Source organism: Alishewanella maricola, from assembly GCF_016343785.1.
In the GTDB taxonomy this organism is placed as follows: Bacteria; Pseudomonadota; Gammaproteobacteria; order Enterobacterales; family Alteromonadaceae; genus Alishewanella; species Alishewanella maricola.
Genome location: NZ_JAEINI020000007.1, coordinates 48948 through 74865 on the forward strand (window position 1 = coordinate 48948; position 25918 = coordinate 74865).

General features: G+C 48.1%; 22 protein-coding genes. 9 read left to right on the forward strand and 13 right to left on the reverse strand.

What is annotated here, in order from left to right; genetic code table 11:
* Positions 1-2: 2 nt before the first annotated feature.
* The 4 genes from JAO78_RS11470 to JAO78_RS11485 all read left to right on the forward strand — a co-directional run bounded on the left by JAO78_RS11470 (position 3) and on the right by JAO78_RS11485 (position 4598).
* Complete coding sequence (locus JAO78_RS11470; protein WP_226751496.1) at positions 3-1607, forward strand: dihydrolipoyllysine-residue acetyltransferase; 1605 nt, start codon at positions 3-5, stop codon at positions 1605-1607.
* 188 nt (positions 1608-1795) lie between these two features.
* A complete protein-coding gene (locus JAO78_RS11475) occupies positions 1796-2293 on the forward strand; it encodes an energy transducer TonB (RefSeq protein WP_226751497.1) in 498 nt (165 codons plus the stop codon).
* A gap of 143 nt (positions 2294-2436) precedes the next feature.
* Positions 2437-3651 carry a S1C family serine protease gene (locus JAO78_RS11480; protein ID WP_226751498.1) on the forward strand — a complete coding sequence of 405 codons (1215 nt, stop codon included), beginning with the start codon at positions 2437-2439 and terminating at the stop codon, positions 3649-3651.
* Positions 3642-4598 (forward strand): FHA domain-containing protein, encoded by a 957-nt coding sequence (locus JAO78_RS11485; RefSeq protein WP_226751499.1) that lies wholly within the window; start codon positions 3642-3644, stop codon positions 4596-4598. The genes JAO78_RS11480 and JAO78_RS11485 overlap by 10 nt, the downstream gene beginning before the upstream one ends.
* A 9-nt stretch (positions 4599-4607) precedes the next feature.
* On the opposite strand, the gene JAO78_RS11490 is transcribed toward JAO78_RS11485, so the two are convergent.
* From JAO78_RS11490 to JAO78_RS11505, 4 genes are all read right to left on the reverse strand, one after another.
* Positions 4608-7691, reverse strand: coding sequence for an efflux RND transporter permease subunit (locus tag JAO78_RS11490; protein ID WP_226751500.1), 3084 nt, complete (start codon positions 7689-7691; stop codon positions 4608-4610).
* A complete protein-coding gene (locus tag JAO78_RS11495; protein WP_226751501.1) occupies positions 7688-8764 on the reverse strand; it encodes an efflux RND transporter periplasmic adaptor subunit in 1077 nt (358 codons plus the stop codon). The genes JAO78_RS11490 and JAO78_RS11495 overlap by 4 nt, the downstream gene beginning before the upstream one ends.
* Before the next feature lie 178 nt (positions 8765-8942).
* Entirely contained in the window at positions 8943-9590 is a 648-nt protein-coding gene (locus JAO78_RS11500) for a DsbA family oxidoreductase (protein ID WP_226751502.1), read from the reverse strand.
* 77 nt (positions 9591-9667) lie between these two features.
* A complete protein-coding gene (locus JAO78_RS11505) occupies positions 9668-10537 on the reverse strand; it encodes a LysR family transcriptional regulator (RefSeq protein WP_226751503.1) in 870 nt (289 codons plus the stop codon).
* A gap of 210 nt (positions 10538-10747) precedes the next feature.
* On the opposite strand from JAO78_RS11505, the gene JAO78_RS11510 reads away from it, so the two are divergent.
* The 5 genes from JAO78_RS11510 to JAO78_RS11530 all read left to right on the forward strand — a co-directional run bounded on the left by JAO78_RS11510 (position 10748) and on the right by JAO78_RS11530 (position 16809).
* Positions 10748-11866 carry an S-(hydroxymethyl)glutathione dehydrogenase/class III alcohol dehydrogenase gene (locus JAO78_RS11510; protein WP_226751504.1) on the forward strand — a complete coding sequence of 373 codons (1119 nt, stop codon included), beginning with the start codon at positions 10748-10750 and terminating at the stop codon, positions 11864-11866.
* An 87-nt stretch (positions 11867-11953) separates the two neighbouring features.
* Positions 11954-12817 (forward strand): S-formylglutathione hydrolase, encoded by an 864-nt coding sequence (fghA, locus tag JAO78_RS11515; RefSeq protein WP_226751505.1) that lies wholly within the window; start codon positions 11954-11956, stop codon positions 12815-12817.
* A gap of 248 nt (positions 12818-13065) precedes the next feature.
* Positions 13066-13485: an HIT family protein gene (locus JAO78_RS11520; protein WP_226751506.1), complete on the forward strand. Its 420-nt coding sequence runs from the start codon at positions 13066-13068 to the stop codon at positions 13483-13485.
* 71 nt (positions 13486-13556) lie between these two features.
* The gene (locus JAO78_RS11525; RefSeq protein ID WP_226751507.1) at positions 13557-15551 is read left to right on the forward strand and encodes a bifunctional metallophosphatase/5'-nucleotidase; all 1995 of its coding nucleotides are present in this window, start codon (positions 13557-13559) and stop codon (positions 15549-15551) included.
* Positions 15552-15744: 193 nt separating this feature from the next.
* Positions 15745-16809: a sulfate/molybdate ABC transporter ATP-binding protein gene (locus tag JAO78_RS11530; protein WP_226751508.1), complete on the forward strand. Its 1065-nt coding sequence runs from the start codon at positions 15745-15747 to the stop codon at positions 16807-16809.
* Between the two features lie 23 nt (positions 16810-16832).
* On the opposite strand, the gene mnhG is transcribed toward JAO78_RS11530, so the two are convergent.
* The 9 genes from mnhG to cysP form a co-directional block, all read right to left on the reverse strand.
* On the reverse strand, positions 16833-17207 hold the full coding sequence (gene mnhG, locus JAO78_RS11535) for a monovalent cation/H(+) antiporter subunit G (protein ID WP_226751509.1): 375 nt from the start codon (positions 17205-17207) through the stop codon (positions 16833-16835).
* Entirely contained in the window at positions 17204-17482 is a 279-nt protein-coding gene (locus JAO78_RS11540) for a K+/H+ antiporter subunit F (RefSeq protein WP_226751510.1), read from the reverse strand. The genes mnhG and JAO78_RS11540 overlap by 4 nt, the downstream gene beginning before the upstream one ends.
* Positions 17479-17979, reverse strand: coding sequence for a Na+/H+ antiporter subunit E (locus JAO78_RS11545; protein WP_226751511.1), 501 nt, complete (start codon positions 17977-17979; stop codon positions 17479-17481). Before JAO78_RS11545 ends, JAO78_RS11540 begins: the two co-directional genes overlap by 4 nt.
* A complete protein-coding gene (locus tag JAO78_RS11550; protein WP_226751512.1) occupies positions 17976-19571 on the reverse strand; it encodes a monovalent cation/H+ antiporter subunit D in 1596 nt (531 codons plus the stop codon). Before JAO78_RS11550 ends, JAO78_RS11545 begins: the two co-directional genes overlap by 4 nt.
* Positions 19568-19918, reverse strand: coding sequence for a Na+/H+ antiporter subunit C (locus tag JAO78_RS11555; RefSeq protein ID WP_226751513.1), 351 nt, complete (start codon positions 19916-19918; stop codon positions 19568-19570). Before JAO78_RS11555 ends, JAO78_RS11550 begins: the two co-directional genes overlap by 4 nt.
* The gene (locus tag JAO78_RS11560) at positions 19918-22812 is read right to left on the reverse strand and encodes a monovalent cation/H+ antiporter subunit A (protein WP_226751514.1); all 2895 of its coding nucleotides are present in this window, start codon (positions 22810-22812) and stop codon (positions 19918-19920) included. Before JAO78_RS11560 ends, JAO78_RS11555 begins: the two co-directional genes overlap by 1 nt.
* Before the next feature lie 219 nt (positions 22813-23031).
* Positions 23032-23847: a sulfate/thiosulfate ABC transporter permease CysW gene (cysW, locus tag JAO78_RS11565; RefSeq protein ID WP_226751515.1), complete on the reverse strand. Its 816-nt coding sequence runs from the start codon at positions 23845-23847 to the stop codon at positions 23032-23034.
* A complete protein-coding gene (gene cysT / locus JAO78_RS11570; RefSeq protein ID WP_226751516.1) occupies positions 23844-24680 on the reverse strand; it encodes a sulfate/thiosulfate ABC transporter permease CysT in 837 nt (278 codons plus the stop codon). Before cysT ends, cysW begins: the two co-directional genes overlap by 4 nt.
* Positions 24680-25681 carry a thiosulfate ABC transporter substrate-binding protein CysP gene (cysP, locus tag JAO78_RS11575; RefSeq protein WP_226751517.1) on the reverse strand — a complete coding sequence of 334 codons (1002 nt, stop codon included), beginning with the start codon at positions 25679-25681 and terminating at the stop codon, positions 24680-24682. The genes cysT and cysP overlap by 1 nt, the downstream gene beginning before the upstream one ends.
* Positions 25682-25918: the final 237 nt, after the last annotated feature.

Sequence of the window (25918 nt, forward strand, 5' to 3'; positions counted from 1 at the left end):
GGATGAAACAGGATTTTATTCTGCCAGATATTGGCGAAGGTATTGTTGAGTGTGAAATCGTGGAATGGCTGGTTGCTGAGGGCGATACCATCAGTGAAGACCAACCGGTTTGTGATGTGATGACCGACAAAGCTTTAGTGCAGATCCCCGCGGTTTATAACGGTGTGGTCAGTAAACTGTATTATGCCAAAGGTGAGATTGCTAAGGTACATGCGCCATTATTTGCAATGGAGATTGCCGACGATGCTAATACCGCTGCCCATGCTGAACCCGCGAAGGCCACCCAAGTAGCGGCCCCAGCTCAGCCTGCTGCTGCGCCACAAGCCAATGGCACGATCACTGAAGACTTTATTTTACCGGATATCGGTGAGGGTATTGTCGAGTGTGAAATCGTAGAATGGTTAGTTGCTGAAGGTGAGACCATCAGCGAAGATCAACCGGTTTGTGATGTGATGACTGATAAAGCCTTAGTGCAGATCCCGGCAAAACACTCGGGTGTAGTCAGTAAACTGTATTATGCCAAAGGTGAGATTGCCAAGGTGCATGCGCCGTTATTTGCCATCAGTCGTGCAGTGGATGCGCCATCTGACAGCAGCAATGCGGTTACCGCAGCCCCAGCAGCCACCACCAGCAGCGCAGTGACTGCTCAGGCTAAAGCCAGTAATCATGCCGCGGTAAGTCGTCAGGCGCCACAAGGTAAAGCCTTAGCTAGCCCTGCGGTGCGGCGTTTAGCACGTGAACTGGGTGTGGATATTCATATGGTACCAGGCTCTGGTGATAAAGGCCGAGTGTTTAAAGACGATGTCCGTGCCTTTACTGCCGGTGAGGCGAAGCCCACGACGCAAGCAACCGCCAGCAGCGTGAGCAACACGACAGCCTCTGCAGCGCCAGCAGCATCAGCGACTCATCGCGTTGAAGCTATTCGGGGAATTAAAGCAGCCATGGCTCGGCAAATGACCGAGTCGGTATCGACTATTCCGCATTTTACTTATTGCGAAGAAATTGATTTAACAGAATTGATTGCCCTGCGCAGCCAGTTAAAAGATCACTATGCCAAGCAAGGCGTGAAACTGACCATGATGCCGTTCTTTATGAAAGCCTTATCGCTGGCGATCAATGAGTTTCCGGTAATGAACAGTCAGCCGAATGCCGACTGCACTGAGTTAACTTATTTTAGTGCGCACAATATTGGCATTGCGGTTGACTCTAAAGTCGGTTTGTTAGTGCCAAATATTAAAGGTTGTGAGCAAAAGTCTATTGTGGAAATTGCTAATGCCTTAACTAAATTAACGGATGCTGCTCGCGAAGGCCGAGTAAGTCCAGCTGATTTAAAAGGCGGCACGATTACCATCAGTAATATTGGCGCCATTGGTGGCACAGTAGCGACACCCATCATCAATAAACCGGAAGTGGCGATTGTCGCCCTAGGTAAGGTACAGTCTTTACCGCGCTTTGATGCCAAAGGCCAAGTGGTCGCTCGGCAAATTATGCAAGTGAGCTGGTCAGGCGATCACCGCATTATTGATGGCGGTACCATTGCACGCTTTACTAATTTGTGGAAACAGTATTTAGAGCAGCCAAGCAGTATGCTGGTGGCTATGCGCTAAACCGTGCATTTTAAGTCGGTTTAAAACCCCAGCTTGCTGGGGTTTTGTTTTTGGTGAATTGAAACTGAAATGTAAACTTTATTTTTTTGCGGTGTTGCGTTAAATTGCAGGCTGTTTATGTTTTATCCATCAGGCGTCATCACAGCGTGTTGTCAGTGTTTATTTGAATTTAATCTAAAGGAACTAGAATGGTTATTGTTAGTAACCCCCAGTTAGGTATCAAGCTCAGCATCATACTCGCGGCACTTATGCTCGGTGCTTGCCAAACCCCAGCGCCTTCAAGCTATTCTGATTTACCGCTAACGCCAGGTTTGCTGAATCAGCCGTCGTGGCAGGTGGTCAAGCCGATTGAACCGCGTTATCCGGTCGAAGAAGCCATAGAGGGTACCGAGGGTTGTGCCAGCCTTTCTTATGTGGTGACGCCCACTAATCAATTAACGGATGTGCAGGTGTTGCATGCGTCCTCACATCGATTTGCCCGTGAAGCTCGCAAAGCCATCGCTAAGTGGCAATGGCAACATTTACCGGCAGGGTTGCTCAATGCACCGGTGAAAAGCGCCGTGCGTTTTGAATTTTGTTTAGAAGATAACAGTGGGCACTGCAATGACGCCTTTTTTGCTGCGCCATCGAAATGCCCAGGCGAGGATGTACTTCCGGTCATTGGTTATCGGATCACGAATCTCTAAAGAGAATTGCCGTGTTTAGCGTGATGACCGACAGATTAAGCTTGTAAAAAAAACAGGTAGTGCTAAGGTCAAATCTTGTTATGTCGGGAGTTATCAGGATGTTTTATAGGCGTTTTTTCATTAGCATGGTGTGTTGTTTCGGCTTGGCAGCCCTTCAGGTACAAGCGGACAATGCGCAACAGGTCTTTAGCCAATATCAAGATGCCTTACTGCAGGTGCAGGTTGTTGAAAAACAAACTCAGCACAAAACCTCAATTGGCAGCGGTTTTTATATTGCGCCCGAGTTGGTGATCACCAATTATCATGTGGTTGCAAGCCGCGTTGCCACCCCAGATAGCTATCAATTAATGGCAAAGTTTGGGGATGATGGATTACAGCCATTAGAGATTTTAGCCCTAGATGTGGTAAACGATTTAGCCTTGTTAAAAGCGCCGGCCAGAGTAGGGCATTTTTTTGCGTTAGCCGATGCCTTACCGGAGCAGGGCGCGGCGGTGTTCAGTTTAGGTAATCCGCATGATTTAGGCATGGTAGTGGTACCGGGTACCTATAACGGCATGAAACAACAAAGCTTTTATCCGCGTTTACATGTCACAGGCTCGATTAATCCGGGTATGAGTGGTGGCCCTAGTGTTAACGAGCTTGGCCAAGTGGTTGGGGTGAATGTGTCAACGGGCGGTAATCAATTAGGCTTTGTGGTGCCGATGGCGCAGGTTAAAGCTCTGGTGAATACAAAGCCTGCCGAGGTCCCTGCGGTTGAGCTTTTAAAAACACAAATTGGCCAACAGTTATTGGCTAACCAACAGCAAATGCTCGAACCCTTATTAAACGCGAACTGGCAAATGAAAGCTTTAGGCCGGGGTTTAGTGCCAGAGAGTATCGCGCCTTATATCACTTGTTGGGCTCGCACTAATCCCCCCCGCGTAGAGCAAGAAATTCGCGCTTCTGCCGCGTTTTGTGGTTTGTCGGAAGAGGTGTTTATTAGTCATCAATTCACCACCGGCAAAATTCAAATGCAATTTGAGTGGTTTGATGGTTCGGCGTTAGCCATGACAAAATTCGTACATCATTACGCGAACAAGCTAAAACAAATGCGCCCAGACAATCGCGCTTCGGTGCGTGATGTTGGCGAATATAGCTGCTTAAGTGACATTGTCGGCGACAAGCAAGTTGCGGCCCGCACCATCTATTGTGTGCGTGCCTACAAAGATTACCCCGAGCTATTTGATGTGTTGTTTTTAGCTGGAACCGTGCCTGCTGAGCAACAAGGTTTTGTGAGTCACTTTTCGTTAGCGGGCGTTAGTCAACAAAATGCCGATGCGTTTACCCGTAAGTTTATGGAGACAGTGAAATGGCAATAATTATTGAGCTGTTAAATAATCAGGGAAAAAGTGTTGGGATCCATAAATTTACTCAAAACGATATCCGGATTGGTCGCAGTTATGATAACGATGTTATCTTACTGGATCCGCACAGTTGCGCTGAGCATGCCATACTTAGTTGCGATGAGCAGGGGCATTGGCAGTTACGCGATCTGGATTCGGCAAATGGTACTTTAAGTAGCTCAGGGCAGCGTATTCAGAAAACCACGATCCCGCATTCTGGCCAAGAATTTATCTTAGGTAAACAACGTTTACGGGTGTTTTTTGCTGCAGCCAGTGTCGCGCCAACGCGCATACTCGCTAAAGGTTGGCAAAGTTTACGATTATTATCGTCAGTACCCTTGCTGATCTTATTATTGTTGTTGGTTTCTGCGTACTTTTCTTATGAAATGTGGCTGGGTGCCATCGGTGAGGCGGCTGAGAATTGGCATCGACAGTTATTAAGTATTCCGTTTATTTTATTGGCTTTGCTGCTGTGGCCTGCACTGTTAGCGTTATGGGCGCGGCTGCGCTCGCAAGAGTCAAACTTTCGACCGCAGGTGACGCTGATCCTGCTCATTACCGCAAGTTGGTTGCTTTGGTCAGAATTGAGCCGCTGGTTAAGTTTTAACTTTAGTCAGGCGATGTTGGTCGAGGTGTTGCAGTTAACCCTGCCTGCAGTACTGCTTGTAGTGTTGTTTTGGAATGGCTTTAAACTGGCGGGTATGCAACGTAAAAGTTTGCAGCTAGTGTTAACCATTGCCTTAGCGAGTACTTATTGGTTAGTGCCCTACATGCAAGCGGCTGGGCCGCAAATAATGCCGCAGTATCAAGCGGAATTATTGTCACAACCTATGCTCATTAGTACGCCCAAAAATCCAGAAGTGTTTTTAACCGACAGTGCCAGCTTGTTTGACAAAGCGACACAGTCGGCGAAACAACCTTAAGCGTTAAGTCTATTCTTTTGCAGTGGTTGCTATTGCTGGGTTGCGGCGAAATTTATCGCCCAACACCAGCAGTGCAGGGGTCAAAAACAGCGTTAATATCGTGGCAAAGGTTAAACCTCCGGCGATGGCACTCGATAGCTGAGTCCACCACATGGTAGAGGGTGCACCAAAACCTAAACTGGGTTCCAGTAAATTTACATTCACCGATAGCACCATCGGCATTAAGCCCAGCACCGTAGTAATTGACGTCAATAACACCGGCCTTAGGCGTAAACAGCCTGTTTCTAACGCCGCACTGACCGCAGTATGGCCTTCCGCGCGAAATTGATTGTAGGTATCAATTAACACAATATTGTTGTTTACCACGATACCGGCCAAACCAATAATTCCCATGCCCACCATCACAATGCCAAAACTTTGGCCATTGATCAGCAAACCCAGCAAAACGCCTGCGGTAGATAGAACAATAGCGGATAAAATCAGTAAACTTTGATACCAACTATTAAATTGCGCCAGCAAAATCATCAGCATGATAAAGATAGCAATCACAAAAGCGCCGAGTAAAAAACTCATGGTTTCTTGTTGATCGGCATCTTCACCTGCGGTTTGAATCATCACCCCGTCGGGAAGCGTAATGTCGGCAGAGCGCAGAGTATTTAAACGTTCTGTTAACTGATAACCTTCTGCTAAATCGCTTTTGATGGTGATGGCACGGTTACTGTCAACGCGTTTAATCACACTGGTTTTGGGGGAGGGCACCACATTGACAAAGTTACTCAGTGGCACCTGACCTGAGGTGGTTGCTACGGTTAATCGTGATAACTGGCTGAGCGAGCGTTCGTTATGAGGAAAGCGTACCCGAATATCGACTTCATCACTGGCGTATTCCGGACGAAACCGAGCCAGTAATAAACCATTGCTGACCAATTGAATGGCATTGCCGACGGTTAATACATCTGCGCCAAAACGGGCGGCCTCGGCGCGGTTCACTTCTACTCGCCATTCGATACCCGGTAAATTACGATCATCTTCAATATCGACAAAACCACCGAGTTGCTGCATGTTAGCAATGACCAACGCGGTTGCCGCATCAATTTGCGATGGATCTTGTGATGTAATTAATAACTCCACCGGTTTACCCGCAGCAGGGCCTTCTTGCTGTTGGCGAAACTCCAGCATAATGCCGGGGATATCGGCGGTCAGTTGCCGCATATCGTGTAATATGGCCGCCGCAGGGCGTCGTTGATCCCAATCAATAAATTGAAACTGTAAGGTGCCTACCACATCTGCCGTTAGCTCGCCACCCGCACTGGCCATTGAGCGCGCATATAAGGCTTTCACTTCAGGTAAATGCAATAAACGCTGCTCCACTTTTTGCAGCAAAGCATCTTTTTCAAAAATGGACATGTCACCGCGAGCCCGTACCCAGACTTGCGCCGATTCTGGCTCTACGGCCGGAAAAAATTCAGTACCATAGTTAAATTTGGCATAAGCAAAATACACCAAAATAATCGCCGATAGCGTAAAAGCCAAGCTGCGACCGGGCCAATGTAATACTACGCTTAACGCACGACGATAGCCCGCGCTAAAACGGTTTGCCGGTTCAGCAATATCGGGTGCCGGTGGTCGATAACGGCCAAGGCTACCCATCACCGGTAAGAAAATGAGCGCCATCACCATGGATGCAAGTAAACAGACAATCACGGTCGCCGGTAGGTATTTCATAAATTGCCCGACCATGCCTGGCCAAAATAATAAAGGCACAAACACCGCAAGGGTGGTGCAGGTAGAGGCGATGATAGGCCATGCCATTCTATCGGCGGCATTAAGCCAAGCAGTCTTGCGATCTTGCCCTTCTTTACTGAAACGGTCAGCTAATTCAGATACGACAATCGCGCCATCAACTAACATACCTGCCACTAAGATTAGCGCGAACAACACGATAATATTCATGGTAAAACCTAGTGCCCAGATCAGCATGATGCCCGCAAAAAAAGCGCCTGGGATAGTGATGCCCACCAATAAGGCACTGCGCAGCCCCATGGTAGCGATAATCAAAATTAACACTAACACCACGGCGGTCAGCACGTTGTTAAGCAAATCCGACAGCATGGTTTCAACCTGCACAGATTGATCCATGATGTAGTCTATTTGCAGCCCTTCTGGAAATTGTTTGCTGGCCTCGGTTAATAACGCCTTGGTTTGCTCGATACTGGAGATAATATTGGCACCACTGCGTTTTTTTACTTCGAGTACGACGGCGGGTTGGCCATTGATCCGGGCAAAGCCTTGTGGATCTTTAAAGCTACGATTGACGGTCGCAACATCGCCAAAGGTGATGACCGTATCGCCACTGACTTTGATGGGCATCGCCAGTACATCGGTAAGATCTTCAATGATCCCAGGCACTTTTAATGCCATACGCCCCGCACCGGTATCTAAACTGCCGGCGGCGACTAAGCGGTTATTGTTGCTGACTAACGAGAATAGCTGTTGATAATCTAGGCCATAGCTTTGTAATACTTGTGGATCGACGACAATCTCCAGTAAATCTTCTCGATCACCGCCAATGTCGACTTCTAATACTTCCGGAATGGCTTCAATTTGTTCTTTTAATGCACGGGCAATGCGCACCAAAACTTCTTCGGCGATGGGCCCCGATAAGCCAACTGACAGCACCGGAAATAACGCCACATTGATTTCGTTGACCGTGGGCTCTTTGGCTTCTGCTGGCAGTTTCGCGCGAGCGGCATCTACTTTAACTCGAACATCCGCCAAGGCTTTATCTGGATCAAAACCTGCGTCAAACTCTAGCATTACCGAGGCATGCCCTTCGCTGGCGGTGGAGGTCATTTTTTTAATGCCCTCTAACGAGCGTAATTCGTGCTCCATCGGCCGCACCAGTAATCGCTCACCGTCTTCTGGACTGATGCCATCGAGCGACATCGACACATACATCATTGGAATGGCAACATCGGGGTTGGCTTCTTTTGGGATGACGATATAGGCGGTTAGGCCTGCAGCAAAAATAAACAGCAGCAACATAATGCTGGCTCGACTGCGGTCAATCGCCGCGGCGATTAACGCTCTCATTCGCTGACTCCGCGCTGCACTGTCACGGCTTGGCCGACCGCAACAAAGCCTGCGCCTTGTGTGATCAATTCCGCTTGCGCTGGCAGACCTGTGACCCAAGCGCTATTGTTGTCGGTGCTTAATAAACTGATGGGGTAAAACTGCACTACATCGTTTTCTACCGTGTAAAGACCAAGCCGTCCTTGTGGGTCAAGCCGTAATAACGCCGGTGAGATCTGATGAGCTTCGACCGCCGACAAGGCAATCACTAAGGTCGCACTGGCACCAGCGAGAGGCTGTAACTGAGGATTCGCCACGGTAGCTTCAATATAATAACTGCGGCTTTGTGCATCAGCGACGGGGCTAATAAAACTGAGGCTGCCGTTAAGCTGTTGGCCGTTCATTAAATGGACTGCCACGGTTTGACCCAGCGATAACTCTGCTACGCGTTGTTGTGGCACTTGCGCTGTTACGCGTAATTGACTGATATCCACTAATTGAAACAGTGTATCGCCAATTTGCACTCGGCTACCCGGATCGCTGTAACGACGTGCCAGCACACCATCAAAGGGAGCCGTAGGCTGCGTGTGGGCAACATTTAATTCCGCCTCGGCTAAATTGGCTTCTGCACTGGCTAAGTCACTTTGTAAGCGTGCTAATTCGGTTTTACTCACAAATTGTTGGCGGGTTAATTGTTGAGCGCTTTGCAGTTCACTTTGTCGTAAATGATACAATGCTTTGGCTTGCTGTAAGCGGGCTGTGCGTCCTTCATCACTTAATTGCAGCAGCGTTGTCCCTTGTTTGACCTTATCGCCTTGCTCGACGTTTAATTGCAGTAGCTGTCCGGCAACTTGGGCTTTTATGTCAATACTGTGCCAAGCCATTATTTGCCCCTGTAACTGCTGCGTTGCAGGGTAGGCTGAGGCATTCGACAACTTTGTTTGCACGGTAAAAGCAGCAGCGGGGGCAGGCGCTGCGGCTTCTGGCGCTTGCTGGGCGGCTTGGCGATGATCTGCAAAAATTAACCAGAGCGCTAAAAGCAGAGTTAGTAAGATAGCTAAGAATAACGGTGACTTAACGCGAGGTAACAGCATAAATAGCTCTTTATAACAATATTACCGCTAATTTAATCAGTTTTAAGCTGTTTACACAAAAGGTAAATGTAATAAAACGTATAGCATAGCGGTTTTTTCTTCAGCAAATGACCAAGCGCAGCGCATAGGCTCAATACTACAGTGACTAAATAGTCTGGCGGTAATGAGCGCAAAGTGATTATTTTATGCTTTCGCTGGCAATTTGACGCAGTGAAGCGGCTAATTGCTGTGGCTCTTGTGCGCCAGAAATCAGGTATTTGTTATTAATGATAAAGGCCGGAACTGAGGAAATACCGGCTTGTTGGTACTTAGCGATATCAGCAGATACGATATCGGCGAAGTCATTACTGGCTAAGATCTGTTCTGCTTGCCTTTGATCTAAACCGGCATTTTTCGCGCATTCTGCCAGCACTGATCTATCAGCCACATTGGCTGCTTCACCAAAATAGGCATCAAACAGTGCCAGCTTCATGGCGGTGGCTTTTTGTTGTGTGTCGGCCCATTTGACCAAGCGATGCGCATCAAAGGTATTACAGGTTTTGCGCTGCTGTAACTGGCTAAAATTGATGCCGAGGCCGCTGGCGATCTGCATCATATTGGCTTGCGCTTGGCGCATTTCTTCTTCACTTTTACCGTATTTACGGCTAAGTGCCGGTAATATCGCTTCCTGTGGCGCGTTCTTATCCGGATTTAATTCAAAGGCGTGCCACTCTAAGGTGACGGCTAATTCCGGTGCCAGTGTTAATGCCTGCTCTAAGCGGGCATAGCCGATAGCGCACCATGGGCAGGCAATATCAGAAACTAAATCGATTTTTAACGGCGTCATGCAGCTAGATCCTTGTGATGTTAAAAGCCAGTGAAACAATGTGTATAACAGAACGATGAGGGCGACAGGCGCGCGTTTCAACTCAGCTTTGATGCTAAATAGTCCACGAGGACCCGCACTTTGGCGGATAAATGCCGATTTTGTGGATAGATAGCCCAAATACCCTCATCCGGTTGCCGCAGTTCACTAAGAACCGCCACCAACTCGCCTTGCTGCAAATTGTCACTGACATAGTAGTCAGGTAATTGCACTAAACCCAGCCCTTTGAGGGCGGCATCGCGCAGTGCCACGCCACTATTGCAAACAATACGGCCTTGTGGCTTAAACTGAACGATTTTTCCTTGCTGCATAAAGCGCCAATTCGCTACGGTGCCGGTGAGGCATTGATGCTGCGCTAAGGCTGTTAGGCTAGTGGGTGTGCCATGCTGAGCTAAATAGGCTGGCGCTGCCACCACATATTGTGTGCGGCTGGCCAGTTTGCGGGCAATCAAACTCGAACTTTCTAATGTGCCAAGTCGAATAGCCAAATCATAGCCGCCTTGCACCAAATCCAGTTTGTTGTTGCTAAGCTGCAAATCTAATTCAGTGTCGGGGTAGCGCAGCATAAAATCATGTAGCAGTGGGGCAATTCGGGTTTCACCATAAAAAACGGGTGCGGTCAGTTTAATTTGGCCGCGAGGCGTTGCTTTTAGGTTGGCCAGTGTGCGGTTTGCTTCATCTAAACTGGCCACCAAATGCCGACAATGCTGTAAATACAATAAGCCCTCTTCAGTCAGGCTGACACTGCGGGTACTGCGATACAGCAGTTTAATGGCAAGACTCGCCTCTAATTCAGCAATGTTACGACTGACTTGTGCGACCGAAATGCCTAACTGTTTAGCGGCCTTAGTAAAACTCTGTTGCTCAGCCACGGCCACAAACTCACTAATGCCGATCCATTGTTTCATTAAAATGCCATTGTTATTGTTACTCGCCAGATCGCTTGTCACTTTTTGCGTTAATCGCCTTGATCATAGTACAAAGTGCTACATTATTGCAAAAATGAAAAACTGATTTGCATTTTAATGCTATTCAACCTGATATGGAAAAAATCAAAATCAGGTTACACTTAACCCCATAGTAAAATCTTCCTGTGTAACTTTTATAAGGATCAACAGATGAACATGATTAAAACTCGTGCGGCCGTCGCTTGGGGCCCAGGTCAACCGTTAACCATTGAAGAAGTCGACTTAATGCCGCCACAAAAAGGTGAAGTGTTAGTACGTATCGTGGCTACCGGTGTGTGCCATACCGATGCCTTTACTTTGTCTGGTGAAGATCCTGAAGGCATTTTTCCGGCTATTTTAGGGCACGAGGGGGGTGGTATTGTTGAAGCCGTCGGTGAAGGCGTCACTTCAGTGGCGGTAGGCGATCATGTGATCCCACTGTACACCCCAGAGTGTGGTAAATGTAAATTCTGTTTATCGGGCAAAACTAACCTGTGCCAAGCCATTCGTGTTACTCAAGGCAAAGGCTTGATGCCAGATGGTACCACTCGGTTTTCAAAAGACGGTAAGCCAATTTATCACTATATGGGCACTTCCACCTTTTCTGAGTACACGGTATTACCAGAAATTTCACTGGCTAAAATTAATAAAGAAGCCCCGCTGGAAAAAGTCTGCTTACTCGGCTGTGGCGTCACTACCGGCATGGGTGCGGTAATGAATACCGCCAAAGTAAAAGAAGGCGATACCGTCGCAGTGTTTGGTTTAGGTGGCATCGGCTTATCGGCGATCATTGGTGCAGTTATGGCTAAAGCCAGCCGCATTATTGCCATTGATATTAACGAAGATAAATTTGCGATCGCCAAACAATTGGGCGCGACTGATGTGATAAACCCGAAGCATTTCGACAAACCGATCCAAGAGGTGATTGTTGAGATGACCGATGGTGGCGTGGATTTCTCGTTTGAATGTATTGGTAACGTCAACGTGATGCGCTCCGCTTTAGAATGTTGTCATAAAGGCTGGGGCGAATCGGTGATTATTGGTGTGGCGGGTGCCGGACAAGAGATCTCAACCCGGCCATTCCAGTTGGTTACTGGTCGTGTATGGCGCGGTACGGCCTTTGGTGGCGTAAAAGGTCGCAGCGAATTACCGGATTATGTTGAGCGTTATTTAAACGGTGAGTTTGAACTTGATACTTTTATTACGCATACCATGCCGTTAGAGGACATCAACAAAGCCTTTGATTTAATGCATGAAGGCAAGTCGATCCGCACCGTAATCCACTTCTAAAGCTTATCACTAACACGCCTTAGCGCTTTTGCTTTGGCGTGTTAGGCCGATAGGCATCTTGCGTTTTTCGATATTAAGAGGCCGCGTATGACAACTTCTTCTGCACTTATCGCTGTAAGCGAACAACGCTGTTTTGGTGGCAAACAACTGCGATTTAAACATCAATCTGCGGTGCTGCACTGCGAAATGCAATTTTCAGTATTTTTACCGCCGCAAGCAGAGCTACACAAGGTACCTGCACTGTATTGGTTATCAGGTTTAACCTGTACCGATGAGAATTTTTCCAGCAAAGCCGGGGCGCAGCGTGTGGCTGCAGAGCTTGGACTGGCGCTAATCATGCCCGATACCAGCCCTCGTGGCGCCGATGTTGCTGATGATCCAGATGGGGCTTATGACTTTGGCTTAGGGGCCGGCTTTTATGTTAATGCCACTGAAGCGCCTTTTGCTGCGCATTATCAGATGTATGATTATATTTTGCAGGAATTACCGGCACTGCTGCAGGCAGAATTGCCACTGAGCGCGGCTAAAGCCATCAGTGGTCACTCGATGGGGGGGCACGGTGCTCTGGTCATCGGCCTGCGTAACAATGCCGAGTATCGCAGTATTTCTGCTTTTTCACCCATTTGTCATCCGATGAATTGTACTTGGGGCCAAAAAGCGCTGCGCGGTTATCTCGGGGACGATGAAACAAAATGGCAGCAATACGACGCTGCTTATTTGCTGGCGAAGCAGGGCAGTCAGCTGCCGATTTTAGTTGATCAGGGACTCAGTGATAACTTTTATCCGGCACAGTTGCAAACTGACAGCCTGGTTAAAGCCGCAGAGCAAGCAGGCGTTGCCGCTGAAATCCGTTTGCAAGCAGGCTATGATCACAGCTACTACTTTATCGCCAGTTTTATCGAGCAGCATTTGCGCTTTCATGCCCGTCATTTAGGCTTAACTAGCGCTTAGCGAGCTTTGTTTTATGAGCAGTGACGGTATCGTGTTATGCCGTCGCCCTCACTGGCCTCCTATGCTAGCGGTTTCTAGTTAACTCCCACCGTTATGAGCCTTGTTCACTGGGTATTAGCAACAACATGTCGTCACTGTACCGGCTATTTTTCAGGCTAGTGCATAACAAAGCGCAGTGCACTGCTACCTTGTTGCCGTTCATGCTGGCATAATCGGTAAATGTTAACAACCCCAGCCTGGAGCACCTTATGAGCTATCAAGATAACAACGTTTTCGCCAAAATTTTACGTGGTGAATTACCCTGTTTTAAAATTTATGAGGATGAACACAGCTTAGCCTTTATGGATATTATGCCGCAGGCGGATGGTCATGCTTTAGTGATCCCCAAATACCCGGCAGAAACATTGGCTGAACTTCCTTTAGATTATGCCGCTCCTCTGCTAGCGACGGTGCAAAAAGTGATGGCTGCGCAAAAAAGTCTGCTAAAAGTGGAAGGCATCGTCTTAATGCAACTCAATGGTACTGCGGCGGGACAAACGGTGCCGCATTTGCATTTTCATCTGATCCCAACGCATTTAAGCGAATTAAAACGCCACGGTGCTGAGCAAGGTGATATGGGGCATATCAAATCGCAAGCAGTTGAATTGGCAAAGTTATTGACGCAATAAGCGCAGACTAACCGCAGTGGCCATCGGCAAGGTAAGCGGCTAACTCAGGTGTAAAAATACGGAAACCACTGATGCAAAAGCAAACGGGCATACTACTGGCTTTAACGCTGCTGTTAGGCAGTTGTACTCTTCAAACTGAACGGCTGACAACAGCAACGGCAACAACGGGCTTGCAGCTGCAAATTATTCATATTAATGATACCCACTCACAATTTGATGCCTCACCCGCTAAGTTATTTGGGGCGGCAGAGCAGCCGCTTTATACCTTTATTGGTGGTCATCCTCGGGTACTCAGCCATGCGCGCACGTTACGCCAGCAAGCTGCCAATGAGGGGTTGAGTAGTTTGTTTTTACATGGTGGTGATGCCTTTAAAGGCAGTGCATATTTTGAATTGTTTGAGCATGAAATTAATATCGACATTCTTAATCGCATGCAGCTGGATGCGATGGCGTTGGGAAATCATGAATTTGATATCGGCCTTGAGAAATTAGCGCAATTTGCCAGCCAAGTTAATTTCCCGGTATTAGCCGCTAATGTCGATAGCCGCGCCGAGCCGCGTTTAGCCAAGGTCGAGAATTTAAAGCCGTTTCAATTATTTCGTTTAGTGGATCAGCAATGGCAATCGACCTCTTTACCGATTAACCTTGATGAACCGGTGCTGGCGGTATTTGGCCTCGCACTTGAGGATATGCGCGCCATGGTGCCTGATACCGGCGCCTTAGTGTTTGCCGATGAAGTCGCGTCTGCCCAACAAACGGTAGATTATTTACAACAACAGGGTGTCAAACATATCGTAGCGTTAACCCATTTAGGGCATCAGCGTGATCGCACCTTGGCCGCTAAAGTGAATGGTATTGATGTGATTGTTGGCGGGCATTCGCATACCTTACTGGGCGATTTTCGGCAGTGGTCGCTAGGCCAGCAAGCGCCGTATGCCGAGCAAATTCGCAATGCTGATGGCAAGGCCATCACCTGCGTAGTGCAAGCCGGACAGTTTGCGCAAGCCGTCGGTGCTTTAACGGTGAGCTTTGATCGCCAAGGCCAAATCAATCGTTGCGATGGGCAAAACACCTTACTGGCCAGTAAACAGTTATATCACTCGGCTTTGCGCCAAGCCGATAGCCAGCTACAGGGCGAGCCACTGGCCAAGCAATTAGGTTTTATTGCCGCGTTAGCGCGCACGGCCATTACTGAAGAAGATGCTAACTTACGCCAAGTGCTGGATGAGGTTTATTTACCTGCCGTGCAACAAGCCTATGGGAAGCAAATCAGTGCACTGGAGCAAACCCTTTCCCATGTGCGTTTACCGGGTACGGGTGGCAGTGACCAACATGGTTCGCTTTTAGCGGCGCATATTACCGATGGCATTCAATATTGGTTAAATAGCCGTGCGCGCGCGGAATTAGAGCAACCGGTTGATTTTACTTTGCTGGGGGCGGGCAATATTCGCAGTGATTTAACCGCCGGTGCCGTGTTCGAAGGGCATATTCGTTTAGAAGTATTACCCTTTGCTTCTGCGCTCAGCGTTTTAACCGTGAGCGGAGCCGATGTGCTGGCATTATTGCAGCAAACCATCAGCGCTACCTTACCTGCCGGTGCGCATGCGGGGAAGTTTCCGTATAGCAGTCATTTACGATATACCGCAATAGAGCAAGCGGATGGCCGTTTAGTGCTTACAGATGTTGCGGTATTACAACAAGGGCAATGGCAAGCACTGCTGCCCGAGCGGCAGTATCGTCTTGCTACAACGGATTATTTAGCCAATGGCAATGATGGTTGGCATAAGCTGCAACAAGTACAACAAAACGGCAGCGACCGGCGAGATATTATTTTGCTGAACGGTCAGCCAAAAGCGTTTGCGGTAACACGGGTGCGCGCCGAGCAAGATGCCAGTGGTAAAACGGCTTATGTACCGGAATACGCACAAGCGGCTGGCTTACCTTGTCAGCAAACTAACGCGGATTGTAAAGTACCGGCCGAGGCGTTTATTCGTTATCTGCAAGCTTATCCGGCGCTATGGCAACAAACAAGACCTGCAACGGTGACGCTTCAGCGCGCGCCATAGGGCGCATCGCTTGATGGTTGCGCAGAGTGATGGCAAGAACTGAGTGCTCTTATTCCAACTTGGAATAGCGAAGAAGAAAATCGAACTTTATTGTTATTGAGTTTTCGCCGTAAGATACACTTTTAGGCGTAGCTTAACCTACTGCGCCTGCTAGGGGTTTTCCAGCTGCAGAGCTGGCCGCGAAGAGGCTGCAATGAGTATCCATATTGAACAGATCAGTAAACGTTTTGGGCAATTTCAGGCGTTAAACCAGATTAATCTGCAACTGAATACCGGGGAGCTCACGGCGCTACTGGGCCCGTCTGGCTCGGGTAAAACCACCTTATTGCGTATTATTGCGGGCTTAGAGCAGGCCGATAGCGGCCTTATTCGCTTTAATCAGCAAGATATTAGTCAGCAGCATGTCTCTGAGCGGGGTGTCGGGTTTGTGTTTCAGCATTACGCCTTATTCAAACATATGACGGTGTTTGAAAACGTGGCTTATGGTTTAACGGTGAAACCGAAAAAACTGCGGCCAAGCAAAGCCGACATTGCAAAAAAAGTGCATAACCTGCTCGAATTAGTGCAACTAGGCTGGACTGCCGACCGCTATCCAGCACAATTATCCGGTGGGCAACGCCAACGCATTGCGTTAGCGCGAGCGCTCGCGGTAGAACCCAAAATGTTATTATTAGACGAACCTTTTGGTGCGCTCGATGCCAAGGTGCGCGCGGAGTTACGCCGTTGGCTGCGCCGTTTACACGATGAGATCCATGTAACCAGCGTGTTTGTTACGCACGATCAGGAAGAAGCACTAGAGGTTGCGGATCGTATCGTTGTGATGAATCAAGGCCAAATTGAGCAGCACGGTACGCCTGAGCAAGTGTATGATCATCCGGCCAATCCGTTTGTGTATGAGTTTTTGGGTAATGTCAATTTGTTCCATGCCAGGGTTAATCAAGGTCAAACCCATATCGGTAAAGCCGCGATGCCCGCGCCAGAGCATAGCAGTGCTGCTGAGCAGGCCGGTTTAGCGTATGTCAGGCCGCATGAAATTGACGTCTTTAATCAACCGCAAACCGATGCGATACCGGTAACCATTGATTTAATTACGGTGGTAGGGCCGACAGTGCGCTTAGAAGTACAAGCGACGGAGCTGGCACAGCTGGTGCATATTGAACTGCCCAAAGCACAATTTAATACGCTGAATTTAGTGACCGGAGCGCCAGCTTGGATCAGACCTCGGTATAGTAAAGTGTTTTTAGGCGAAGGTATTTAATACCTTACCAACACCAAGGCCTGCTAAGCTGATGGGGGTTGGCTCGACTTTGCGCTGTCGTGCTGTGCTTGTTTGTGGGTGTTGCGTAAATCTCGATAAACTGCCGCGCGCATTAACAACATGGCACTGACCGGGGCCGTGAGCAGTACAAAAGCACTGATTAACAGTTCGTGCAGCACAGGTCGCAGCCCTAAACCGCTAAAATACAGCATCGACGCCAGCACAAAACAGGTGGTACCAAAAGTAATACTGATCGCCGGGCCATGGATACGCTGATAAAAATGGGGTAGACGTACTAAGCCTAAGGTACCAATTAAGGTGATCAGGCTACCGGCAATTAACAGCAAGGCCACCGGTATTGCGATCCACGCTGGGATCGACTCGGCTAATTCAATCATTCGATCACCTCTCCACGTAATAAAAACTTCGCTAAGGCCAAGGTTGAAACAAAGCCAATTAAGGCAATTAACAATGCGATTTCGAAATACAACACGCTGCCAAAACTGATACCGAGCACTAGAATAAATAGCATGGCCACCATCCATAAAGTGTCTAGGGCTAACACCCGATCCTGAGCGGCGGGGCCACGGATCAAACGAATTCCACAGCAGAGCATGGCAAGCAGTAAACAAAATTGGCTAAAATATAATGCCATTGTCAGTAACAGGCTCATTGGCTTGCCCCTTCAAAAATCTCGATCAAAGGTTGTTCATAGCGCTGTTTAATGGTGTCTATCCACCAGGCTTCATCATGTAAATCAAATACATGTAAAGATAACTCATGTGTATCTGGCAAAATCTCTACCCAAACCGTGCCAGGGGTTGAATTAATAATACACGATAAAACGGCAAGCCCGGTGACATCCCTTAAATGCAATGGCACACGAATAAATTGCGAATTCAGTTGATGTTGGCGCCGAAATAAAATGATGCGGCTGACATTAATACAAGAACGGACAATTTCAGTAGCCGACCATGCCAGTAAACGAAATAGTACCCAAGGCTTGCGAATTCGCGAACCTTTAATGGCTAACGGCGCACAATACATAGGAATAACCCATGCGAGCAGGCCGCCTAAAAGCAGTTGAGAAAGGGCCAATGATTGGTTAAGTAGTAGCCATACCAGGATTAAGCTAACCGACAACAATGGACTAGGCAGCAGTTTATTCATGGTGCCTCCTTTCGTGTTGGTAAAGTGCTTAAGACCTGCTCGATATAACGTTGTGGATGTTGTAAGTCAGCAGTAATACGCTCCAGTAAGTTATGTAGTGGCTCAGCAAAAAAAGCTAAGCTGATACAAAGCGCTAACAGCAGTAGCACGGGGCCTGCTTCATTTAATTTCAAGCGCGGGCTGGTGGTGGCTTGTGCTGTCCAAAAGCTGCGCACGCCAAAGCGCATAAAGGCAATAATAGCGGTTAACCCTGCCAGCATGAGCAAAATAAGCAACAGCCAATGGCTTAAGCTAAAGGGTAGCTGCAACAGATGATGCAAGATATTAAACTTGGCGATAAAGCCCGATAGCGGTGGTAAGCCTGCAATAATAAGCGCGCAGGCTACAAAACTCATACCTAAAAAGGCCATTGCCGCAGGGATCGCCACGCCTGCTGACTCTTGCTTTTCTTCCTCTGGTGCAAAAAACTCCATACTCAATGCAAACACGCTATCGGCCGGCGTGTAAATCCGTTCTATCAATTCAGTTAACAACACAAAAGCGGTTACCGCTAAGGTAGAACTGATCAAATAAAACAGCATGGCACTGAGCATACTCGGCTCGGCTAAGCCTAATAAGGTTAGCAACAAGCCTGAAGATATCACCGCACTGTAACTGGCTATGCGACTGGACTCCTGTGACGCGAGTAACCCCAGCGCGCCAAAAGCCAAGGTCATTAAGCCGGCATAAAGTAGGAAATCAGCAGCAAAACCGGCCGAGGCACCGCTATTGGCACCAAATAAAAGGTAATACAGCCGCAGCAGAACATAAATCCCCATTTTGGTTAAAAAGACCAACATGGCGGCCACTGGCGGGGATGCGGCCGAGTAGGTCGTCGGCAACCAAAACCCAAGAGGCCAAATGGCACTTTTTGTTAAAAAAGCCACCGCCAGCATAGCAGCACCCGCGTGCAGTAATTGCCGTGGTTCGTCCGCTAATGCGGGCATTTTCGCCGCTAAATCGGCAAAGTTTAATGTGCCAGTTGCAGAATAGACTAAAGCAATACCCAGTAAGAAAAACACCGCCGCCAGCAGATTCACCACGATATATTGCATACCGGCGCGGATCCGGGTGATGTTGTAGCCGTGTAATAACAGCCCATAAGATGCGGCGAGCATCACTTCAAAAAACACGAATAAGTTAAACAGATCGCCGGTGAGTAAGGCGCCATTAATACCCATTAATAAAAACTGGAACAAAGTATGAAAATGCACACCTAAACGCGCCCAGCGACTATAAGAAAATATTAACGCGGCATTGGCCAGTAATGCCCCGACTAATAAAAATAGCGTAGCCAAACGATCACCGACTAGCACAATACCGAAGGGCGCAGCCCAGTTAGCGGACAATACTACCAGTAAGCCTTCTTCGGCGGGGGCGCTATCGGTGATAACCAACAGCAGAATGGCCAGTAAAAATAGCAGTAGGGTACTGGTTTGATTAATAAAAAACTTAAGCTTGTGATGGCGTTCGTTTATGAGCAGCAGCAAGGCACCGGTGAATAACGGCAACACGATCGGTAATACGATGATCTCGGCTAAAAGCAAACTCATTCGTCATGCTCCTGCTCTTTACCATCGACGTGATCGGTACCGGTTAAACCACGAGAGCCTAATAACACCACCAGATATAACGCCGAGGTGGCAAAGCCAATCACAATGGCGGTGAGTACCAAGGCTTGCGGCAACGGATCGGCATAGAGCCCTTCGATAAAACTGACGGCGTCGCTGGCAAAAGCGGGACGATTGACCTGAATTTTGCCGGTAATAAACAGAAATAAATTCACTGCATAAGACAACAGTAGCAGGCCAATAATCACCTGAAAGCTGCGTGGACGTAAGATTAACCAAATACCTGAAGCGAACAAAATGCCGATGCTAGTTGCTAAAATCAGTTCCATTAACGGCGCTCCTCTGCAGTGTCTGTCTCTGTTTTGATAGCCGGGATACGATGACTGCGCACAGTTTGGTGGGCGATAGCGATTAAGATCAGCATGGTGGTGCCAACTACTACCGCAAAAATGCCCAGGTCAAAAAATAACGCACTGGGTAAATGCAGCTTGCCCAGCAGGGGTAAATCGAGGTGCAAGGTATGCGTGGTTAAAAACGGATGGTCAAAATACCAAGCCATAGCCCCGGTGAGTGCCGCTAGCACTAAGCCAAAACTGAGCCAGCGGTGCGGTTGTAGTTTGAAGCGGGCCTCAACCCAGGCCGTGCCAGACAGCATATATTGAATAATTAACCCTACTGAGAAAATCAGCCCAGCAATAAAACCGCCGCCGGGCAGGTTGTGGCCTCGTAAAAAGAAGTAGGCGACCACCAGCAAAATAATAGGTAACAGCAAGCGTAAATAGACGCCTGGGATCTGTAAGTAACCGCTGATTGCTTGTTGACTGGGCAGTTGTGAATAAGCCGGGTCCAGAGGATTGCGTTGTTGCGGTGGGATCTTAATGCTCTCAATGGCAGGGCGAAAACGTCGCAGTAGGGCATAGACGGTTAAAGCCACGATGCTTAATACCGCAATCTCGCCCAGCGTATCTAAACTTCGATAATCCACTAATAGTAAATTGACAACGTTGCTGCCGCCGCCTTCAGGTATGGCTTTTTCTAAGTAAAAACGACTTAAGGTGGCGTTATCTGGCTGGCGCAAAATAATATAACTGATAACAGCTAAAGCTGAACCAGCACTGATGGCAATGATTAAATCGCGAATGCGGCGTAACCGATCGCGTGCCGATGCCTGTAAATTCAGTTTTTTCGCCGCAATACGCGCCGGTAGCCAGCGTAAACCAAGCAGTAATAATACCGTGGTGACGGTTTCCACCATCAGTTGTGTTAAGGCTAAATCGGGTGCCGATAACCACAAAAACGTGACACTGGTGGCGATACCGGTACCCCCCACTAAAATAAGGGCGGCTAAACGGTGAAATTTTGCCTGCCAGGCCGCCGCAATGGCACAGCTACAGCCCACTAACCATAACAATGCAAAAGCCAAACTGAGCGTGTCGTTTGGCCAACTGACACTGAGTGTTGGCCAAGCCGATAACAGCCATATCGATGCCGCTAACCCCGCTAAAATCATCCATATTAGTTGCGGTTGTAAGCGGCGGGTACTAAGCTGCCGCTCCAAGCGTGCGGCGCTGGCAGCGAGGATCAACATGGTGGTTTCGTAAGCGGCTTTACCATTTAAGCGATGCAATAATGGCACCCGATCACGTTGATGCAATTGGCAATAACGGCTGAGCCAAAAATAAAAACTGATACCGCCAACAAAGGCCAATACACTCATGACTAGCGGCAAGTTAACGCCATGCCAAATGGCTAACGAGTATGCGGGTAGGGCTTGACCCAAGACTGATTGTGCGGCGCCGTGTAACACCGGCCCGATACTCAATTCAGGTAAGACCCCCACCACAAAACAGCACAGCACTAAAAACTCGACCGGAAAGCGCATCCAGCGTGGCGGTTCATGCGGGTTGGCTTTAACCGTTTGAACTGGGCCAAAAAACACCTGAATAAAGCGTAGCGAATAAGCCACGCCAAAGATCCCCATTAACACCGCCGCGGCCGACATCCACCAATTTGAGCTTGAGCCGACTAACAACGCCTCGGCAAAGAACATTTCTTTGGATAAAAAGCCATTTAACAACGGCACACCCGCCATCGCTGCGCTGGCCACGATGGCTAACGTGGCAGTGTATGGTAACACCTGGCGTAAGCCACTGAGCGCGCGCATATCACGACTGCCGCTTTCATGGTCAATGATACCCACGGCCATAAATAACGAGGCTTTAAAGATGGCATGATTTAAGGTGTGAAAGATAGCCGCCACCATGGCTAAAGGCGTACCGATGCCTAATAAGCACACAATCAGGCCAAGATGACTAATAGTAGAGTAGGCCAGTAGGCCTTTTAAATCATGTTGAAAAATCGCCAAAAAAGCACCGACCAACATGGTACAGACCCCAGCAGTGCCGATGATCCATGTCCATTCTGGTGTGCCCGCGAGCACCGGCCACAGTAACATCAATAAAAAGATGCCTGCTTTAACCATGGTAGCCGAATGTAAAAAGGCCGAAACTGGCGTGGGGGCGGCCATGGCATGCGGTAACCAAAAGTGAAATGGAAATTGTGCGCTTTTACTTAAGGCTCCTATTGCCACTAACAGCACAATCGCTAAGTACCAAGGATGAGCTTGAATGGTTGTACTGGCTTGGCGCACTTGATCCAAGTCGTAGCTGCCTGCGACATGGCCAAGTAATAACACGCCAATAAATAAACACAAGCCACCAAAGGCGGTAACGGTAAAAGCCATTCGAGCACCACGGCGTGCGTCGGGTCGATGATGCCAATAACCAATTAATAAAAAGGAGGTAAGACTGGTTAACTCCCAAAACATCACTAGCTGTATTAAGTTACCAGATAACACGATACCTTGCATCGCGCCCATAAAGGCCAACAGAAAAGCGAAAAACCGCGGTACCGGATCTTTAGGAGACATATAGTAGCGAGCGTAAACCACCACGAGTAAACAGATCCCTTGGATCAAGGCAGTAAACAGCCAGGCTAAACCATCAAGCCGAAACACCAAGTTTAAATCGATAGCCGTGAACCAACGGATCTCTTGGCGTAAGCTCAGTCCTTCGGAAATAACCGGATATTGAGAAAAGGTCAGCAGCAAACCACTCAGTGCAATCAGTGCGGTAAACCAGGCTTCGCGGTTTCGCGCATGTGCAGGCATAAAGGCCGCGATAAGTGCGCCGACAAAGGGCAGTAAAATCAGTAACAGTAGCATTTCGCTCCTTGCAAACATCTGCTGTTAAATAAAGAGTATAGAGGGTAGGTATTTACGCCCGCAAAGGCATTGACCTGTCTTTGCCACTATGGTGTTGCCATCTTAGCATTACTGGCTGTCTTTTCAGCTTAGCAATGTTTAAAAATACCGATAAAAAGCCTGAACCTAAAGTTATTAAGGACAATTTCGTATTTAGCTTTGCCATTTTAACTGAACCGCTTATACAGCCCGTTGCAGGCGCCATTGTAAAACGGCTTTGACGATGAGCGTGGCAATTGCCATCAAGGTTAATAAAGCGGCGGCAATAAAGGCTCCTGTCGTATTGTAATCTTGCTGCAATAACTCGATATGCAAGGGTAAGGTATTGGTTTGGCCGCGTATCGTACCTGAAACGACGGAGACCGCACCAAACTCACCGACCGCACGCGCGTTAGTGAGGATCACGCCATATAACAGTGCCCAACGAATATTCGGAAAGGTAATATGCCAAAACACTTGCCAGCCACTGGCACCGAGTAACACTGCCGCTTCTTCCTGTTCGGTGCCCAGAGTAGACATTAAGGGCACGAGTTCTTTCACTACAAAAGGGCAAGACACAAATACGGTGACCATCACTAAGCCTGGCCATGCAAACATCAGCTGCATATCGGCGGCGTCTAGCCACTGGGCAAAAGGACCGTTGCTGCCATAAAGCAATAAATACAATAAACCGGCTACCACAGGTGACACCGCAAACGGAATATCAATCAGCGTTAGCAATAAGCGGCGGCCAGGAAAGGTAAAGCGCGTAACACACCAAGCAATTAAGGTACCAAACAGCACATTAATGGGCACAGTTAACCCTGCTACTAACAAGGTCAAACCAATGGCATGTAGCATATCGGCATCTTGTAAATTTTGCCAAACACCGCCAACACCGGCAGCAAAGGCGGCGATAAAGATAAAGATCAGCGGCACCAACAACAGCAGCACACTGAGGGTAATTCCGGTACCAATTAACCACCATTTTAAGGGGTGTTTTACCCGAGCCGTCATTTTAATGCTCCAGTAATGTGTTGATAGCGCTGCTGAATACCATTAATGATAAATAATAAGATTAACGAGCTTAGCAGCACTACGCTGGCAATCGCCGCAGCCGCGGCGTAGTCAAATTCCTGTAAGCGGACAAAGATCATTAACGATGTCACTTCGGTTTGCCAAGGCAAATTACCGGCAATAAAAATAACGGCACCAAATTCGCCTAAGCTGCGGGTAAACGACAAGGCGGTACCGGTTAATAAAGCGGGTTTAATTTCCGGTAAGATCACCCGAGTAAAAGTTTGTAATGGGCTTGCCCCCAGCGTCGCCGAGGCTTCTTCGTATTCAGGGCCAAACTCTTCTAAAACGGGCTGAACGGTGCGTACCACAAAAGGCACGCTGGTAAACAGCATGGCGATGACAATACCCAACCAGGTATAAGACACCTTGATATCCCATAGCGCAAAATACTGGCCATACCAACCTTGAGTAGCAAACAATGCTGCCAAGGTTAAGCCGGCTACCGCCGTGGGTAAGGCGAAGGGTAAGTCCATTAAGCCATCAAGTAACAGCCGCCCAGGAAAGCGATAGCGCGTTAAGATCCAAGCCATCAGCAAGCCAAAAAACAAATTCAGTATGCTGGCCACTAAAGCAGCCGACAGTGTGACTTGGTATGTGGCCACCACGCGGGGATCGCTAATAATTGCCCAGTATTCTGCTAGGCTCAGTTGCGCTACTTCCATCACCAAGCCGGTTAATGGCAATAAAATAACCAAACCGATAAAAAATAAACTGCTGCCCAAGCTAATGGAAAAACCCGGTAACACTCTTTTGGTTTGGTAAGCAGCCATTAGTTACGGCGTCCTTCAGCTAAAATTTTATCCAGTTCTGCGTTACTGCCAAAGTGCTGCTTATTCACTTGCTCCCAGCTGCCAAATTGTTGCTCAACGGTGAACAATTCCGTTGCTGGAAATTGTGCTTGGCTGCTAGCTTGCACTTTTGGGTGATGTACTCGATAGAAGTAGCTCGCTAACACCTGCTGGGCTGGCTCAGAATATAAAAAGTTTAAGTAAGCTTTTGCTTGTGCAGTGGTGCCATTACGCTCAACATTTTTGTCGATCCACGCTACCGGGAACTCCGCTAAAATATTGGTTTTCGGTACCACGCGTTCCAGTTGTAACTCGGGGTATTGCTTGATGATGTTGTTCACTTCCGATTCAAACGTAATCAGCACATCGCCTAATTGCCGCTCAACAAAAGAGGTTGTGGCGCCGCGACCGCCGGTATCAAACACCACCACGCGGCTTAAAAAATCGACCATCCAATTTCGCGCGGCTTGATCATCAGCAAGCCGTAACTTGGCTGCACCGTAGGCCCCTAAATAAGTGTAACGGGCATTGCCAGAGGTTTTTGGGTTAGGAAAGACTAAGGCGACATCGTCTTTAGTGAGGTCGGCCCAATCTTGAATATGCTTTGGGTTTCCCTTCCGAACCAAAAAAGCCATGGTGGAGTAGTAAGGTGAGCTGTTATTGGCCAGCCGTTCACGCCAATTCTGCGGCAGTAACTTACCGCGCTGATACAAAATATCGATGTCGGTACTTTGGTTAAAGGTGACGACATCCGCCCGCAGCCCTTGAATAATGGCTTGCGCTTGGCGTGAAGAACCGCCATGCGATTGGTTAATGGTTAGTGTTTCACCGCTTTCAGCTTGCCAGTGTGCTACAAACAACGGGTTAATTTCAGCAAAGAGTTCGCGGGCGATATCGTAGCTGCTATTGAGCAACTCTTTAGCCACTAAGGCCGGACTTAATAAACTACTGCTAAGCACCACAGCCAATAATAGGTTACGCATTGTCATTCACTCCTTCATGATCAGAAGTGTTAGTTTAATATGCGTATTGGTTACTACAAGAGAGTTAGTAATGTCATTTTGTTATATAGCATAGTTAGAAGCTATATGCTGATGATGGAAAAGCTTATGTCTGAGCACTTTCCAGAGCTGTAATTGTTTAAATGACCGTCTATTTTTGTTGTTTCATTAATGAGATGGTAAAAAAATAGTATTTAGCTATATTATTTGCATTATTAA

Bases quoted from the DNA above. Each gene is read 5' to 3' on its own strand.
- JAO78_RS11470 (WP_226751496.1), top strand. From the start codon at position 3: ATGAAACAGGATTTTATTCTGCCAGATATTGGCGAAGGTATTGTTGAG.
- JAO78_RS11475 (WP_226751497.1), top strand. From the start codon at position 1,796: ATGGTTATTGTTAGTAACCCCCAGTTAGGTATCAAGCTCAGCATCATA.
- JAO78_RS11485 (WP_226751499.1), top strand. From the start codon at position 3,642: ATGGCAATAATTATTGAGCTGTTAAATAATCAGGGAAAAAGTGTTGGG.
- JAO78_RS11490 (WP_226751500.1), bottom strand. From the start codon at position 7,691: ATGAGAGCGTTAATCGCCGCGGCGATTGACCGCAGTCGAGCCAGCATT.
- JAO78_RS11495 (WP_226751501.1), bottom strand. From the start codon at position 8,764: ATGCTGTTACCTCGCGTTAAGTCACCGTTATTCTTAGCTATCTTACTA.
- JAO78_RS11500 (WP_226751502.1), bottom strand. From the start codon at position 9,590: ATGACGCCGTTAAAAATCGATTTAGTTTCTGATATTGCCTGCCCATGG.
- JAO78_RS11505 (WP_226751503.1), bottom strand. From the start codon at position 10,537: ATGAAACAATGGATCGGCATTAGTGAGTTTGTGGCCGTGGCTGAGCAA.
- JAO78_RS11510 (WP_226751504.1), top strand. From the start codon at position 10,748: ATGAACATGATTAAAACTCGTGCGGCCGTCGCTTGGGGCCCAGGTCAA.
- fghA (WP_226751505.1), top strand. From the start codon at position 11,954: ATGACAACTTCTTCTGCACTTATCGCTGTAAGCGAACAACGCTGTTTT.
- JAO78_RS11520 (WP_226751506.1), top strand. From the start codon at position 13,066: ATGAGCTATCAAGATAACAACGTTTTCGCCAAAATTTTACGTGGTGAA.
- JAO78_RS11525 (WP_226751507.1), top strand. From the start codon at position 13,557: ATGCAAAAGCAAACGGGCATACTACTGGCTTTAACGCTGCTGTTAGGC.
- JAO78_RS11530 (WP_226751508.1), top strand. From the start codon at position 15,745: ATGAGTATCCATATTGAACAGATCAGTAAACGTTTTGGGCAATTTCAG.
- mnhG (WP_226751509.1), bottom strand. From the start codon at position 17,207: ATGATTGAATTAGCCGAGTCGATCCCAGCGTGGATCGCAATACCGGTG.
- JAO78_RS11540 (WP_226751510.1), bottom strand. From the start codon at position 17,482: ATGAGCCTGTTACTGACAATGGCATTATATTTTAGCCAATTTTGTTTA.
- JAO78_RS11545 (WP_226751511.1), bottom strand. From the start codon at position 17,979: ATGAATAAACTGCTGCCTAGTCCATTGTTGTCGGTTAGCTTAATCCTG.
- JAO78_RS11550 (WP_226751512.1), bottom strand. From the start codon at position 19,571: ATGAGTTTGCTTTTAGCCGAGATCATCGTATTACCGATCGTGTTGCCG.
- JAO78_RS11555 (WP_226751513.1), bottom strand. From the start codon at position 19,918: ATGGAACTGATTTTAGCAACTAGCATCGGCATTTTGTTCGCTTCAGGT.
- JAO78_RS11560 (WP_226751514.1), bottom strand. From the start codon at position 22,812: ATGCTACTGTTACTGATTTTACTGCCCTTTGTCGGCGCACTTATCGCG.
- cysW (WP_226751515.1), bottom strand. From the start codon at position 23,847: ATGACGGCTCGGGTAAAACACCCCTTAAAATGGTGGTTAATTGGTACC.
- cysT (WP_226751516.1), bottom strand. From the start codon at position 24,680: ATGGCTGCTTACCAAACCAAAAGAGTGTTACCGGGTTTTTCCATTAGC.
- cysP (WP_226751517.1), bottom strand. From the start codon at position 25,681: ATGCGTAACCTATTATTGGCTGTGGTGCTTAGCAGTAGTTTATTAAGT.